We start from the raw sequence: 14,733 nt of genomic DNA, 5'->3' as shown, positions 1-14,733 counted from the left end.
TACTATTTAATCAGTTTCTACTGATACTGATTTGATTCTGTAGAATTCGACACCTGTTTTTTTGTTGAATTTCACATCATAAGTCTTATTGTTAGTTACTTCGTCCACACGCCCGAAGATTACAAAATTTTTATTTTTGGTTTGAGTGGAATTAAATATTATTCCGTCATATTTATGATGATGATTTCGAATGACTTCAGCAAAAACTTGAGTTTCAATATAACTTATATCAGATGACCTGAACGGTTTGGCTATCAGGTCATGAAGGTATTTAATAAGAAACTGAAGTTTAAAAAATTTATCTTTAAGGGGTTTAGTCAATAAATCTGCTTGTGGTACATCAAAACTACTTAACAATGTGAAGTCAAAGAAATGCATATCCTTCTCAAGGTTAAAAGTGCCAATAGCAACTTCATCACCTGCGAAGGGATGAACTTCAGAAATGGCAGTGTGTCTGTTAGCAGCAGCATAAAGGAATGAAATTCCACTAGGGCTCATTCTGTTATTTTGTGAGAATTTCTCTGGCGGAGCATTAAGCTGCTTTTCCGGATTTTCAGAAATAAGCTTTTTTGAGTCTTCGTCTTTCAAAACTCTCGCTCTAAAAACTTCAGAGTCTTCAACTTGAATGGTCAGTGCCCTGTTTAGTATTACTGGATTTCCGTCTATATCCATAATTTCCATACGGCATAGGCTGATAATATTTTGAAAGGTATCTACCGCAAAGCTGTTTGAAAATCTTTTTTGATGTTTGAGTTCATATGCAATTTTATCCCATAATTCTTGAGAACCTTTAATGCACTCTTTAATGAATTGATCGTCTACATAATCAATGTACTTTCTATGGGCATCAAAGAATGAGTCTTCTTCACATACTAAAGGAGCAAGTTTTTCTATAAAAGAATCGTTGTTGTATGTGAATCTCTTAAGTACATCACTGAGATGAAGTCCATAGGAGCTATTATCGGAATGATAGTAGTGATTACGAACATTTCTGACAAGTGAGTTAACGAAATCCTCGATGAGGACCCCGTTTTCAGTCTCTTTATCACATATCTGGCATGTTTTTTTAAGATTAAAGTCTCTTGTCAGTGTTTTGAAATAGAATGCTGTGTTACATCGTCCACAGACCACACCAATTGAACTCGCTACCTTTTTGTCTCGCTCTATCATTGCGTCGAGTCTCACTCTTGAGATAAATGACATTTCTATTCTCTTAATTATTAGCTCACATGAAACCTGACGAAACGGTGGGGAATTTTCATTGATGTTTTACTTCCCATTCATCAAAGCATTTGAGCATGGATTGGTATGGTGAGAGATTCGCAGGAAGAAAAAATTTAGTATCACCGAATTCTTTCATTATGTTTCTGATAGGGACATGGTAGGTTCTTTTAAATGTAGCCTTGTTGATCTTACCTTCCAGATAGCTCATACAAGCCTGATCATGAGCATTAAGCCAGTTTTCCTGAGCAACACGAAGCGACTGCCTGAAAATTTCATAATCTGGATCATCTTCTTTTTTGTTGGAGAGCGCAAGAACGGCCTGTTGAATCTTATCCAAAGCCGAAGAAATACTTACCTGAAGCTGATTTTCCAGAGTAGCTTCTGCCAAAGACAGTGAAGATTTCTGAACATTCAAAGCCTGCTCCGATTTATCAAGCGCATCTTTTGCCAGAGTATTTGCCTTACGGTATTGATAGGCTGCATATCCCGAAACGATTAGAGCTAGAATGGAGATTGAAAGCGTTGCTATGTCATTATAATTAGTTGTACTCATTTACCGGGTCCTCTTGCTACCATTTTCATCAAGGCAATTACTTCTTCATTACCCACAGTGGTAGATTTGGTAAGCCATTCCAAACCACCACGTTCTTCAAGTCCAAAGCCTTCAAACGAAAAACCGTGCTCAATGAGCGCTTTTCTCAGTTCGCGTAGAAATTTTTTCTTTAAATTATCCTGAACGACTTTGGGTCTTCCCTCAATTTCTGCATCAAATTCGTGCAGTATTTTGGATAGTTCATCTTCTCTTGACTGAGGTGTAGGTGCAGAAGCTATGCGAATCGCATATTGAATGAAATATTTCTGTAAGTCGTCCATAAGGTAAGTCCATGATAGATAGAGTTTTATGTGTTTATTGCTGCTGCATCATTCTAATAGAGAATTCGGCCGGTGCAAGTGCAGAATTAGGAAGAAGGTCTTAAGTTTGTAGGAATGACATATGAAGAATTATTTTCTTCATATGTCTTGCTTTATTCATCAGTGATTTAGTCAATTTTGGCTCAATGACGATCATGTTTGTTAATGTTCTTAATTTTTTTCCAACCCCGGACGCTCCGCCATGCGTCTTATGATTGCAAGTACAAAGCTTGCGCCATCAAAATAGTTGAATGCTCAAAATATGAGCTTTACAAATCCATCATGAAGTCTTACTGCTCATTCTGTACTGGATTTAGCAGTTGGCTGCGGTTATGCTTTTCAGACTTTGCCGGGTGGTTCCGGCGATCGAGTATGGTCCTTGCCGGGTACTGTGGTGGTCGATGGCAGGTAGAGTGTTACCCCGAGCCGGTCATGCGCGGTTAGGGCAAAGAATTATCCGGATAGGACGTATCCGTAAAAACGTCCAGGGTACAGAGCGAGGTAATTTACCGGACTCTGAATGCAAAAACCCCCCGAAATCTGTCATCAACTTGGCGGAAGGCGTCAGATATCAGGGGGTCAAAAGCAGGCGCTGGCCTGTGATGGATTATAACGCATGCATTTCATAAGACAAGCCCTGCCCGCCATAAGTCCGGGACAGGGTGAATGACCAGATTTTAATCGGGTTAAACTGCCCGACTCCCAAAGAAGACAGACGTCGCCGTGGCGACCATTCTGTTGCCTGCAAGTGCCCTGAACCCGTCTGGTTCGCGCCGGAAAACTACCGCCCGTTGCCGGGCGAGTATGGCCATGCCATGCGTAACTACGTCGTTAAAGACAAGGTTACCGGCCAGTGGCGGCTGCGCCAGCGCCTTTCCCGTCACCCCTATTTTGTGAAACTCCGTAAGGCCGCAGGCCGAGAACGCGATTTCCGGCCGGAGCGCAGAAACCTCATCGATGCGATCGCACCTTTGCTTGTTCAGCGGGCTGACATGGCCACGTCGGTTGTCACCGTTCACGGCAGCGGGCTGGCCAGAGAGCTGAGCTCGAAAGATGAAAACGGCAACGTCATTCCGGAAACACGGGTTGAGCCGTGCCGTCTGTCCAGGCTTTTTCAGGAACTGGCACGTTTTGGCCTGATAGAGCTTCCCAGCCTGGAGTGGGACCCGGTTGAGAAATACTGGATGCCCCGGCACATCATCCTCACCGATCGCTTCTGGAAGCTCTCCGGCGTCAACATGGATAAGCTGCTTCATCAGCGTAACGTTCGCCTTGAAGCCCAGGCGGAAGGCATCATCGAGCCGGGCACGCATGAATCCGTGCGCGCAGCGCGTAAACGCTGGTACGAAAATATGCGTATGGCCACGTTGCTTCACCGGCGTGAAAAGGCCGTGAAGGAGAAGCGCAGAAAACGCCTCAGTCGTCTGCCGCTGGACGAACGCCGGCAGACGATGGCCAGCTGGCTGATCCGTTCCCGTCCGAACCACGAGCTTTTTAACCTCGATGCTGACGGCTTCGACCGTCTGGTGTGGCAGAGCCTCAACCAGCTGGAGCTGGGCCTCGGCTATGAGCCGGCGCCGCCCGACGTCGTACACTGACACACCCCCCACATTTTAACCGCCTTAACTGGCGGTAAAGTCGTTTGTGCCGGCAGCAAAAGCGGCAACGTTTGCGCACACTACACCCCGTTTTTATCGCTGAATTCAGTGGCGCTGGCCAGAAACACGACCGCCGGAATGTTTATCCACATTTACCCGCAATCGTGAAAAATTTGTTAGCCGCACATGACTCATGAGATACCCGCAAAACATTCCTGACTTACGTCAGAAAGAAATATTCATAAGTAAAATAAGGTGTTCATGCAGACCTCGTGTGTGGATAAATAAGGCCTTCGCTTGCAGCGGCCATAGGCGGCCGCGCCGCTCAGATTATGAGATAGCTCCCGCTGAAGCGGGCCCCAAAACTCAGTCATTTTAGTTACAGCATACATTAATTCACTGTAAACAGTACCGGCGCAGTTCTGCGACCTTCGTGCCCCTCCAGGCAGGGATCGGAGACGTACCTGACAACCCATCGCCCCCACTGACCAGCCGCCCCCGCCCGGCCCTTCGGGCCGGAACAGGCGTGGCTGATTAATGGGTGTTGTAACTAATGGCTTTTGTGTCGCTGTGTGTAGTCTCGTTTCAGGGTACAGTGAACACGCCCGTAAGCGGCCCTCACGGCCCGCTGACGCGGAGATACGCCCCGACTGCGGCTTCGCCTTGTCGTGACCACTCCGACGGCGTACAGTGGCTTTCGTGCGACGGGAAGCGGGTTTGGCTTTGCAGGACGAAGTGCCCGACAGGCAGAATCTATCAAACCGTAACCGGCTTCGCCGGGCTACCGGCGCCATGTGGCCAGTTCACCCCGGCGGGCATCAGCTGGCGCCTTCATGCGCTGTCGCGCATAAAACCTGATTCAGTGCAGGAGATATCCTCATGCAGAGCGTTGATGATGACGAAGTTCAGTCTACTTACCGGGAAGCTTGCAGACTCACCGGCATGGTTTGTCTGAGGAAAGCGAGTGATGGCGACGTAATCAGCCGCGAAGAGATCAAACGTGATCTTATGCTTTTGCTCAGGACACGGCTGGAGCGGGATGCTGAGGTTGAACCCGCTCTCATCTTTGCCATCGAGCAGATGATGGACCCACCAACTTAAGCCAGATTTTTCTTGCCTGCTAAAATACGTTTTAATGGACTTTATTTCATAATAACTTCTGGCAAAAGACTAAATGATCAGCAACACAGATATTATCAATAAAATGCAGGCAGACAGTCTTTTCGGAGTGCGTCTCGATAAGGCTCTGAGTGGCGTGAAAGATGAAGTACTTGAACAGGCAAACCGCATTCAGCTCGGAGCCAGACGTCTGGTATTTTACACATCATGTTTTACTGATAACTATCAGGACGTGTGTAAAGATCAGAAACACGAAGATGTCCGGTTTATGGAAGCCATTGGCCAGCTGGTTAAAGAGCACCACGTTGTCAGAAAAATGCTTGAGATTTACGTCAACCAGCTGCTTCAGGGATTGACGTCAGAACGCATAACCCGTATCAGGAAGATACTGATCGGTATGGGAGTCACAATAGCTTCAGGTTCGTTGACAAACCAGGCTCTGGCCTATTCTATCGCGATGGCCGCCAGCTACAGTATTGGGATCAGGATGAGCGCAACTAGAAACCTCGCAAAAGTTTCCGCTGCAAGTATAACCCTGGTGAGCTATTACGGGTATGTGCAGATGGCCGCAGATGCAGCAAACCGTCTTAAAAACCAAAATCCGCGATACTACTCTGCTCTCTATGCTGAAAAACTGGAGATGTTCTATTTTATTGTTGAACCGGTTATAAGCCGAAATGCGCACAGCATAAATTCCTCGCGAACAGACAAGGACATAGCTGACGACATTGTACGGATTATCAGATGATTAGTTTTTTTAAAAGATGGTTGCGCACGCAGCTGACATACTTTGCAAGCACGCTTATTCCGGCAATACTCATTATCGGTTTCGGAGTACTTGCTGTGAATTACTGGCCTGCTTACGCGTGGGGTTCAACAGCAATATTTGCGGTCACAGTCATAGTCGTTACGTTCTGGCTGCTTTGGGACAAGAATTAGGGCTATGTATCATACTAAAAGCTGCAATATAAGTTCCTTTTAAAACAGACCTTCCCTATCAGATTGTCAGGACTTACCCGCTAAGCTTTTCCTGCGAAATTTAAATATAGGCACTATAAAGAACATAATAACGCTGAATAAAATCATGAAGATAGAAACAAAAACGCCAGAATAATTAGATTGTCTGAAGATAATTACAAAAACTGAAAACACAGTTAAAACTACAGATAAAGCTGAGAAATATACATATTTCCTGTAGACAGGCAAATCCAGGATACTCCCCCTCACCCATTCTTCACCCTGAGCTAATTTTCTAGCTGCATCATTAAGCTTTTCACGTACGGCAACCAAATCAATCACTTCGCGGTGGAACTTCGATGTAATTGAGCAGTCTTTTGCAAACTTAAGAACTTTATACAACGGAGGTGATGTTACCGGCCACTCGCTCTCAATCTTGACACCATACGCACGGAGCAAGGGAAGCGCATAAACAAAGTGACTTATTTTTTGAACATATTGTTCATCAAGAACTGCCCATGTTTCTCTTCCGCCTGCAATTTTCAGGTCATAAATCTTGATCCTGTCCGGTTGAGGATAGTGGTTAACATAAATACATGCAGTAATAGTTTCGATACGATGATATCGGCAAAAATTTACGCGGTTTTTCCCCTCGCTGGGAAGACAGATACCTAACTCTGGAATCCACATGTATGCAGTGTCGTTGATATCGTGTTTAGAAGATATATACAATCTGATCCTCTCTTCCTCCTCTGCGGACATATCAGATCCGGGCCACCATCTCCAGCTGCAGCCCAGTGTATTTGCGACCGGTACTTTGCAGATTTTTCCTTTTCTTGATGACAGATCTCTGGGCAGAAAAGGCATGATAGCTGAAAAGAAATCTGTAGCAGAGTGCGGGCCATATTCACCGTATGGCATTGGCCCGTGAAGATCATCGGGAATACATCCACGAGAGTACCTTGCTTGTGTATCGAGGGTGAACTTTAAATCAGCAAAAGCTCGTGCGGCTTCGGCCATCAAATGGCTCAAGTGCGATACGCTGAGTTCTTCAGGTGGTTTTTCCAACGTTTACTCCTACTATATATTCATCTCTGCTACTGTACTGGGCTAATCGTCCGCACATAACAACCCCCACAGTTAGCTTGCCAGAGAGACTTATGGCATTCACATGCCCAGATCCTTCAGCTCAGGTGGCTACTTTCATAATCCAGTGCTCAAATGTCATGTAAGGGTAGTCTGCTTTCATAAAGACAGAGCAATAAGCGTCTACTTTCATAATCAGTGCACCTTACATGGGCTGAAAGCAGGGTAATTTTATGGAAGAACCCTATCCAGCAAGATGATACTTATGAAAGTAGACGCCTGAATGAATCTGGTTATGAAAGTAACCGCCTAATCTGCGCTGTTCAACGCCAGGCGCTGTAGCTTTGGTGACCTGCTATTGATTACAAACATGATTTCACGGCCTTTTTTGTACTCATTGAAATCAAGATATCCAATTCTGACTAAATCGGCTAAAGCACGCCGTATGATAGCGTTTTGATCTTTTATCTGAGATTCAAGCGCCAGGCGTTCGCGAAATCTTCTCATTGATATGTAAAGCGTACCTCCAGGCATACTTTCAAGATATACGTAGAGAGACTGAGCAGCCTCTTTCCTTGACAGTTCTGAGAGAGCTTTCAAACCAAGCAAAACTTTATGGTCATACCGATAAAGTTCCCACAGACTGCTGTCGCCAACTATCTCAACCTGATCGGTTTCATAGTTGAGCACAGCTCGCTGTACAAGGTGAGTTACGAGGGATTTCTTTGCATTTTTTCCACGAAAAGATAGGGTTACACTGGATAGGTTAAAAAGTGAATCGTGTAAACGCGCTCTGGCACGGCCGTTGATATCAGTAGGCTTCAGACCACACATGCGAGCAAACTCTGAGAACGGTAATGTAATCTTTTCACTGTTGTAGCCGTATTTGGAAAAGGCAGAAATTATTCCAACCCAAGTCTTGAAGTCCGTTGACATACTGAGCTTAGCACCCTGAATTTTAATGTCTGTGTACCCTTCCTGCCGTGCTACTTCCAGGCTGGAGAGTTCTTCTGAAGCATCTATTAAAAAGTCGCGTTTCCCCTTTTCTTTTGGAGCAACCGGTGTAAACACGCTCAAACGCAGGAGGGCAACGGGCTGAACTGATTTATTACTGGTAGGCACCAGTTCATAACTTGTGTTTGATTCTTTTTTTACAATAGAAAAAGGACTGTCTATGTGTATGTTTTCCTGCTCTTTTTCCATTTACTCACACCTAAAATGATAATGACATCCGGTTTTATGAAAGTGACCGCCTCAGATTTATGAAAGTAACCGCCTTACTTATGAAAGTAAACGCCTTTTTTATGAATATAACCGCTTTTATTATGAAAGTGACCGCCTAAAAGTTACATTTTGACAGTAAAGACAGTAACTTACAGACTCTGTGATCTTATTTGATCTTAAAGTGATCTATATATGAACTAAAGAATTGATCTATCCAGTGGATATGTGGATAAGTGTTTTTTCTAACGCGCCTTCGGCTTGTTCAACGAAAATCGCACACGCAAAAAATTTGCGAATGCGATTTCCGTTACCGGTAAAGGCTTACTCATAACCGTTTAGAATTATCAGCTTACCAATTTCCAGACATGAACCGGCACGCGGTCAAACAGCTTACCCACTGTCAGTTCAGCTTTACGGTGATCGTATGCTGAAGTCATCGCATAGTCTTCTTTTGGATCGCCTTCGTACTTCAGGTGTTCGTACACGGTCTCCAGCGTGTCCATCGAACGGCAACGCCTGAATTTCATCAACCAGTCTGTTTTTGTCATACCTTGCCTTAAATAAGTGAGAGCTCGTGACACGGGATGTGCCATAAACAAAAAGAAATTTGCTGAGTGAAATAACTGCAACGTTTAAAATGATTCGTAATACGGACAAACGAGAACGGGCCTGTGTTTCAAAGTCCTGAGAGCGCTTGACCAATCCCGGACATGACAGGAGGGAATCCGCCGTAACATGAAACCGCATTCTATTGATTCTTCGATTTTCAGTCTTGTGCGTTACGATGCAACCAGTGGCCTTCTCGAACTGGAGTACATTAACGGAAGCAGTCGCCGCTGGTTGGGCGTTCCGGTCAAAGTTTACCACACCTTCTGCAGGGCCAGAGATCCGGATGCCTACTTCCGGAGCTGTATCGACGGGCACTACACTTCCCTTCGCGGGAAGCTGACTTTCTGAGAGGGATTGAGGTTCATTTTTCCCGCTCAGTTCAGCCATCATCCTCGCATAATCTTCGTAGTGAGTTTCTGCCTCAGACCTTACACGGCTGAACGAATGTGAGAACCGGTGCTGGTAGCCACAGCGTTTATTACGTGCGGCCTGCATCAGCGTCTGCTGGACCCACAACCAGAAAGCACGTCCTTTTTCTGAGGGCACAGGATATCCGGCCTTTTTCATGATCTTGCGCGCAACACTTTCGCTCCAGCCATTTATCAGCGACAGCGCACCATTAATATCACCACGTGATGTCAGTAAATTAATTTCATGAAACTGGTTCATATTATCCTCTCCGTATCTGTTGTTCAGATTATCGGAGCGGGGATTCATTACTTCAGTCGATAATTGTTATAAGTTATTAAAATTCTTTAGCTGTGAAAATAATTTGTTTATTTATTGATCTCGTCAGATGTATTATTAACTTCTAATTAAACAGGATGAATAAATAATGAAAAAAACAAATCTTTTCTGTCTGCTTTTTTTTACACTGCCTTTTTTTTCCTGTTCCGGAACAGACCTGCAGGCGGGTTTTTCACCGGGCGGTACTGCTCAGGAACTCATCATCAGCTTCATCCGTTCTGCTACGGGTTCTGCTGACGTGGCTGCTTACGAATTTACCAGTGAGCCTGTGGAAGAGGCGCTTGTGCAGCTCTCGCGCCGCGGTGTCCCTGTAAGATTAGTGGCCGACGAAAAGAAAAGTCACGACCGCTGGTCGCTGGTTAATGAACTGGCCTGTTCAGGTATACAGGTCAGGACAGATGCGCAGTACAGTATTATGCATAACAAATTTATCGTGACAGGAAATAACGGCGTGCAGACAGGCTCTTTTAATTACACCTCGTCGGCGGAAAAGCGTAATGCTGAAAATGCGCTGGTTATCAGAGACAGTTTGCCAGTGAGTAAGCAGTATCAGGATGAATTTAACCGGCTCTGGGCGGAATCATCGCCTGTACAGTGCAGCCGTTAAAAAAATATAATTAATATTGCCGGTGAGGTGGACTGTATATGACCAAGAAAAAAGTGTATCCGGTTTACTTCACCGGTCAGCGTGGCCAGCACGAGGCGTCAGAAGCTTTTCAGCAGAACGAAACGCCTGTCTGGCAGCGCTGGCTGAAGCATGCCCGCGACAACAAAAAGACCACGGTGGTCACCTGCAGCTGCCTGCCGGCAGAGACCGACCCCGTCAGACGCCGCTTGAAAGTGCATTATTCTCAGGAGACTGAACGCTGCTGGCTCTCTTCATATGCCTTTACAGGTAATGAACACAAGCCGGACTGCCGGTTTTATTCGGTGTGGTCAGACGAACGGCAGGCGGAGATTTATCAGGGCGATGCGGTCCGCTCGGCTTCGGACGGGACCATCGTGGTCAGATTGCCTACCGGCCTTCAGAAAAAGGCCCCGTCAGATTTAAAGCCGGCTGAAGACGTGTCTGTTGATGAGCCTGTAAAGCGCAAACGGCGTCCCTCGATGCGTCTGCTGGGGCTGCTTCACCTGCTGTGGGAACAGTCCGGCATCAACGTCTGGCACCCCGCCTTCGACAAAAAGAAACGCACGCCCGGCTGGGTAAGCTGGCGTCTGCAGCAGACGGCGGGCCGGATACGCGTCGGCCGCGTGCCACTGGAGGAGTCGCTGCTGCTCATGGCCATGAAGGGCACGCCGCAGGTCATTTCAAACTGGGAGCACATGAGAGTAGCCGAAAAGAACCAACGGCGGCTCATTGTGGTATCCGTGCTGGCCAGCTGGAATGAGGCTGCGGAAGCACGGCTGCAGACAACGCTGCCGCTGGGGCTGTTTTTCGGCTTCCCTGACCTGGTGCTGCCGGAAGACGTGCGCCTGCGCCTGGAGAGGAGCTTTGGCCGCGAGCTGGGCGACTGGCGCCGGGGTATGAAGGTCGTGGTCATTGCGGAAACGGAGCCGCCCGAAACGACGTTCAGACACACTGACGGACGCAACCGGCCGTTCAGCTGCAGCACGGTCATCGACGTGGCGCTGATGACGGTCAGCCCCCGCTTTATTCCGCTGGATTCGGGCTATGAGGGAATGGTTGAAGACCGGCTCTGGCAGGAAAAACGTGCCTTCATCAAGCCGCTGCGCTACGACGGTGAGGAAGACGTGTTTCCGGACTTTGTGCTTAAGGATGTTCCCGGCGTGGATGCGCTGCCGGTGGAAGTCTTCGGCATGAACACGCCTGAGTACCTGCAGCGTAAGCAGGTGAAAACGGACCATTACGACAGGGAATACGGACCGGGTAACTGGTGGTACTGGGATGCTGCCGACAGGTCAGAGATGCCGGCATTTCCCCCTGCATGAAACGGTGAAAGTCATCTGCAGGATCATAAGGTGGCTGTCTGCAATTCATGATTCTGTGCCTGACCGTCAGGTTGTCAGTCGTCACTGTCAGGGGTATCTTCACTCACGCTTCAGGAAAACAGCTCAGTCAGAACAAATGGGAGCAGGCAGTGGACACGACTGAAGAACTCAATGACACCTATTTCTACGCGGGCAGACCGAACCTGACCGCCGGTGAACTCTTTTTCATCATTTTTTGTGAAGAAGTTGCCGAACAGCTGGGAATAGATGACTTCGGGGCGATCGTAGCTGTCCTCTCAGGCCGTAATGTCCTGACGACCCGCGCAAAACCCCGCGATGCGGAAAAGGGCACATCCTACGCTTCACGTGCTGCGCGCAGAGTATTCCGGACAGCCAAGTTCCCCTTCGGCATTCAGCTCCCCACTGTCGTAGGAGGATATCCACCGTGGACGGCGCGTATACGATGGACACACAAGCTAAGCACTTTTATAGGGCGTGCGGTCCCTGTCGTGGGCTGGGTGATTCTGGCCAGAGATGTTGCCGATATCAGCTTTCACACGGTCAACCGGTATAACACCATCGCCCGCGGGGAGGATAAGTTATGGTAGATGAGACACAGGCGCGTGTGATGGCGCTCATTGAGCCGTGGAACGGCCGTTCCCTGCTGACGTTCCGGAAAAAAACACTTACGCCCGGAATGTCGCTAAATCTGGACATGAAGCTTGACCCGGAAGATGCGGCGGAATGTCTGCAAAACGTCTTTGATGCGTTTGGAATGGATTCTGATCAGGTCATGTTCAGCCTCTACTATCCGAAAAACCCCCGTGAGGCCATTCCCCTTACCATCGGGATGCTGATCGAGTCAGCCCGGGCCAGGCGATGGTGCTATGACTGATGTGCAAGAAGCCAGAGACGACAGTTATCAGCGTTAAGGCATGAAACTTTGCGGAAAGTGGCCAGAGCCGATGATGGTACTGTGAGGTGGCAGGAACATTTGAAATGCCATCATTTTCGCCTACCTGAGAACGCTGTTGTAGCACCCTGGGATATCCGTACACGATGAACGGGCCAGGTCTTCATACAGACGTCTTCGTTATGTTCAGCGGCTGCGCTGGCGATGTCTGACAGGGTGCACCATTTGGTTATTTTCGGGCTATTTCGTGATTATTCTGGCGTTCAGCTCTGCTTTTCCTCGCGTGCCCGGCGAGCCAGCTCTTTCTCTGACTTTTTCAGCTCGCGCCAGCCCGTAAATACGGTGAGTACCGCGACCGCAAACAGGACGTAAGCAGCGCGGGGGTAATAAAACAGCAAAAAAATTCCCGCCCCGACGAACCCCATTGCAAACCCGCACCCCTGTATGAACACATACGGCTGCGTGGTGCCCGCCCGGAACCCGCCGTTGGACATCAGCCCCGACAGGGAAATAACGAACCAGATGAATACCGCAGTCGTGATTATCCAGCCTGTTGACATACCTTCTCCTTGATGCGGCCTGTTGCCGCCGTTAACTGCACTCATCATGCGCCATTTCGTGATTTACGGGCCATTTGACAGACTGCCTCTTTTGTCAAACCTGTAGCGAATTAGCCGTCAACACTTTCCGACCCGGTCTGTATGCTGCTTGTCCTCCGGGCCTCGATGCCCTTTGACCGCAGCGGCGCTGCGACACGTTCTGCCTGCTCACGACCGGCCACAAACACACTGCCTGGTAAAATTGACATTTCTGTCCCCCTCTCCGCAATGCAGCCTTATTAATGTTTAACTACTGACCGGATTTATCTGCCTTGTATATCGACCAGATACGTTTTACCTGGCTTATGCTGCAGCCTGCCAGGGTGGCGGTCCGTTCAATCGTCATGCCGGATTCACGAAGCGCAATAATACGCTCGTGCGTTTTATTATCTGGCTTTCGCCCTTTGTACTTACCCGACGCCTTTGCCAGCTCAACGCCCTGCCGCTGTCTTTCCCTTCGGATTTCGTAGTCGTCACGCGCCGTCTGCAGGGCAACCTTAAGCAGCATGTCCTGGACGGATTCAAGCACGATTCTGGCCACGCCGTCCTGGCTTATGGCCAGCTCGGACAAATCCACTATGCCGGGGATGGCCAGCTTTGCCCCCTTAGCCTTTATCGAGCCGATCAGCTGCTCGGCCTCCGTAAGTGGAAGACGGCTGATGCGGTCAATTTTCTCAGCCACGACCACTTCCCCGGGTTGCAGGTCGGCAATCATGCGCTGGAGTTCAGGCCGATCTGCCCTGGCACCCGATGCTTTCTCTTTATAGACGCCGGCTACATAAAATCCCCTGCCGCGGGCATCTTCAATAATGCTGTTCTGCCGTGTCAGTTCCTGTTCATCCGTACTGACGCGAAGATAAATACGTGCAATCTGCATAGGTTTAGCGACCCCACCCTCTTAGCGTAAATAATCCCTGAGCGCTTCCCGGCCGCCGTTGTCTTCAGGCATGTCACTCACAATGCGCCTCAGCGCGGCTTTGTGTAAGGGCGTACTGTTCACAAGCGCCATCAGCTTCCGCTGTGCCTCTGTCGCCGAACGGCTGGCTGACGAGTATTTACGGGTTCTTAAAAGACGGTCCCATAAGCTGATGTTCATCAGGCGGTTTGTCAGAACATACATGGCTGTAAGCGCCTGACGCACCTCAGTCTCCTCTGCTGGCAGTTCCCCCTCCGCACAGAAGTCTCCCGGAGGACTGAGATAGGTTTCATCCAGTGGATGGTTTACTAAATGGCTGAAGGGTTTCACTGCGTTCTCCGGGAATGTTTTTAATACGGGTAAACGATGTTAACTGAGGGAGTGAAATTCCATGTATGTCGTCCCCCTGACAGCAATGTCGCCGCGCACCCTGATTTCAACGTGAGCGTTCGGGCTGAGAAACGCTATTTTCTCGGCATTCTTAATCTCGGTTGTGCAGATGCGCAGCCATTCCGGCTCCCCTGAAAGCAGAACGCCATACAGCATCAGGTTAACCTCGTTGATCGTGGCCACATGAACAACGCGTTCAACTCTTCCCGAAAAAGTTTTCGTTTTTGCCTGAAACATTCAATACCCCTTTCTTTTAAGGTCGGCTTTAGGCTATTTTGAGTATACTCTAATTGGCTGTATTTCTGTACTAATACCCCGTCAGGGTTTAACGAGTCGAAAACTTATGTTGAATGTCATTCTGACTGGCCGTTATAAAGCGGCAGTTCATTTCTCTCAGACGCTTATCGAAGTGCCATGATCCGACAGAATTTATTTTTATCCGGATATTTACTTCCCTTAGGACAGCCCGCTTGTAACTCATGTACTTGA

General features: G+C 48.0%; 18 protein-coding genes. 8 read left to right on the top strand and 10 right to left on the bottom strand.

The genetic code is table 11. The annotated features are described in order from the left end of the window. Nucleotides 1-6: 6 nt before the first annotated feature. Genes IBT54_RS21345 through IBT54_RS21335 form a run of 3 tightly spaced genes read right to left on the bottom strand, consistent with a single transcriptional unit; the run spans nt 7 to nt 2,097 of the window. Nucleotides 7-1,203 (bottom strand): RES family NAD+ phosphorylase, encoded by a 1,197-nt coding sequence (locus tag IBT54_RS21345; protein WP_201252983.1) that lies wholly within the window; start codon nt 1,201-1,203, stop codon nt 7-9. A 55-nt stretch (nt 1,204-1,258) separates the two neighbouring features. Continuing rightward, a complete protein-coding gene (locus IBT54_RS21340) occupies nt 1,259-1,777 on the bottom strand; it encodes a hypothetical protein (RefSeq protein WP_201252982.1) in 519 nt (172 codons plus the stop codon). Then, a complete protein-coding gene (locus IBT54_RS21335) occupies nt 1,774-2,097 on the bottom strand; it encodes a hypothetical protein (protein WP_201252981.1) in 324 nt (107 codons plus the stop codon). The genes IBT54_RS21340 and IBT54_RS21335 overlap by 4 nt, the downstream gene beginning before the upstream one ends. A 701-nt stretch (nt 2,098-2,798) precedes the next feature. Between IBT54_RS21335 and repA the strand changes: the two genes are divergently transcribed. The 3 genes from repA to IBT54_RS21320 all read left to right on the top strand — a co-directional run bounded on the left by repA (nt 2,799) and on the right by IBT54_RS21320 (nt 5,601). Continuing rightward, nucleotides 2,799-3,734: a plasmid replication initiator RepA gene (gene repA, locus IBT54_RS21330; RefSeq protein WP_201252980.1), complete on the top strand. Its 936-nt coding sequence runs from the start codon at nt 2,799-2,801 to the stop codon at nt 3,732-3,734. A gap of 879 nt (nt 3,735-4,613) precedes the next feature. Beyond that, nucleotides 4,614-4,835: a hypothetical protein gene (locus IBT54_RS21325; protein WP_201252979.1), complete on the top strand. Its 222-nt coding sequence runs from the start codon at nt 4,614-4,616 to the stop codon at nt 4,833-4,835. A gap of 73 nt (nt 4,836-4,908) precedes the next feature. After that, nucleotides 4,909-5,601, top strand: a complete 693-nt coding sequence (locus tag IBT54_RS21320; protein WP_201252978.1) for a hypothetical protein — start codon at nt 4,909-4,911, stop codon at nt 5,599-5,601. Between the two features lie 257 nt (nt 5,602-5,858). Here IBT54_RS21320 and IBT54_RS21315 read toward each other — a convergent pair whose 3' ends face one another. From IBT54_RS21315 to IBT54_RS21305, 3 genes are all read right to left on the bottom strand, one after another. Next, on the bottom strand, nt 5,859-6,878 hold the full coding sequence (locus IBT54_RS21315; RefSeq protein ID WP_201252977.1) for a hypothetical protein: 1,020 nt from the start codon (nt 6,876-6,878) through the stop codon (nt 5,859-5,861). A gap of 327 nt (nt 6,879-7,205) precedes the next feature. Continuing rightward, a complete protein-coding gene (locus tag IBT54_RS21310) occupies nt 7,206-8,099 on the bottom strand; it encodes a RepB family plasmid replication initiator protein (RefSeq protein WP_116585305.1) in 894 nt (297 codons plus the stop codon). A gap of 365 nt (nt 8,100-8,464) precedes the next feature. Next, the gene (locus tag IBT54_RS21305; protein ID WP_201252976.1) at nt 8,465-8,668 is read right to left on the bottom strand and encodes an Hha/YmoA family nucleoid-associated regulatory protein; all 204 of its coding nucleotides are present in this window, start codon (nt 8,666-8,668) and stop codon (nt 8,465-8,467) included. Nucleotides 8,669-8,855: 187 nt separating this feature from the next. Here IBT54_RS21305 and IBT54_RS21300 point away from each other — a divergent pair, with 187 nt between their 5' ends. From IBT54_RS21300 to IBT54_RS21280, 5 genes are all read left to right on the top strand, one after another. Continuing rightward, nucleotides 8,856-9,077, top strand: coding sequence for a KTSC domain-containing protein (locus tag IBT54_RS21300; protein WP_201252975.1), 222 nt, complete (start codon nt 8,856-8,858; stop codon nt 9,075-9,077). A gap of 487 nt (nt 9,078-9,564) precedes the next feature. Next, on the top strand, nt 9,565-10,083 hold the full coding sequence (locus IBT54_RS21295) for a phospholipase D family protein (RefSeq protein WP_201252974.1): 519 nt from the start codon (nt 9,565-9,567) through the stop codon (nt 10,081-10,083). Between the two features lie 38 nt (nt 10,084-10,121). Beyond that, complete coding sequence (locus IBT54_RS21290; protein ID WP_201252973.1) at nt 10,122-11,426, top strand: DUF1173 family protein; 1,305 nt, start codon at nt 10,122-10,124, stop codon at nt 11,424-11,426. 149 nt (nt 11,427-11,575) lie between these two features. Further along, nucleotides 11,576-12,034 (top strand): STM2901 family protein, encoded by a 459-nt coding sequence (locus IBT54_RS21285; RefSeq protein WP_201252972.1) that lies wholly within the window; start codon nt 11,576-11,578, stop codon nt 12,032-12,034. Further along, nucleotides 12,028-12,321: a DUF1493 family protein gene (locus IBT54_RS21280; RefSeq protein WP_201252971.1), complete on the top strand. Its 294-nt coding sequence runs from the start codon at nt 12,028-12,030 to the stop codon at nt 12,319-12,321. Before IBT54_RS21285 ends, IBT54_RS21280 begins: the two co-directional genes overlap by 7 nt. Before the next feature lie 281 nt (nt 12,322-12,602). Here IBT54_RS21280 and IBT54_RS21275 read toward each other — a convergent pair whose 3' ends face one another. From IBT54_RS21275 to IBT54_RS21260, 4 genes are all read right to left on the bottom strand, one after another. Beyond that, nucleotides 12,603-12,899 carry a hypothetical protein gene (locus tag IBT54_RS21275; protein WP_201252970.1) on the bottom strand — a complete coding sequence of 99 codons (297 nt, stop codon included), beginning with the start codon at nt 12,897-12,899 and terminating at the stop codon, nt 12,603-12,605. A 289-nt stretch (nt 12,900-13,188) separates the two neighbouring features. Next, nucleotides 13,189-13,815, bottom strand: coding sequence for a recombinase family protein (locus tag IBT54_RS21270; RefSeq protein WP_201252969.1), 627 nt, complete (start codon nt 13,813-13,815; stop codon nt 13,189-13,191). Nucleotides 13,816-13,836: 21 nt separating this feature from the next. Next, entirely contained in the window at nt 13,837-14,184 is a 348-nt protein-coding gene (locus IBT54_RS21265; RefSeq protein WP_201252968.1) for a hypothetical protein, read from the bottom strand. Between the two features lie 39 nt (nt 14,185-14,223). Continuing rightward, nucleotides 14,224-14,481 (bottom strand): hypothetical protein, encoded by a 258-nt coding sequence (locus tag IBT54_RS21260; RefSeq protein WP_201252967.1) that lies wholly within the window; start codon nt 14,479-14,481, stop codon nt 14,224-14,226. Between the last annotated feature and the right edge of the window lie 252 nt (nt 14,482-14,733).

Origin of the sequence: Pantoea sp. S62, assembly GCF_016658625.1 — a bacterium.
GTDB lineage: Bacteria > Pseudomonadota > Gammaproteobacteria > Enterobacterales > Enterobacteriaceae > Pantoea > Pantoea vagans.
Note: the sequence above shows the minus strand (reverse complement) of the source record. Positions and strands in the feature narration are given on the sequence as shown.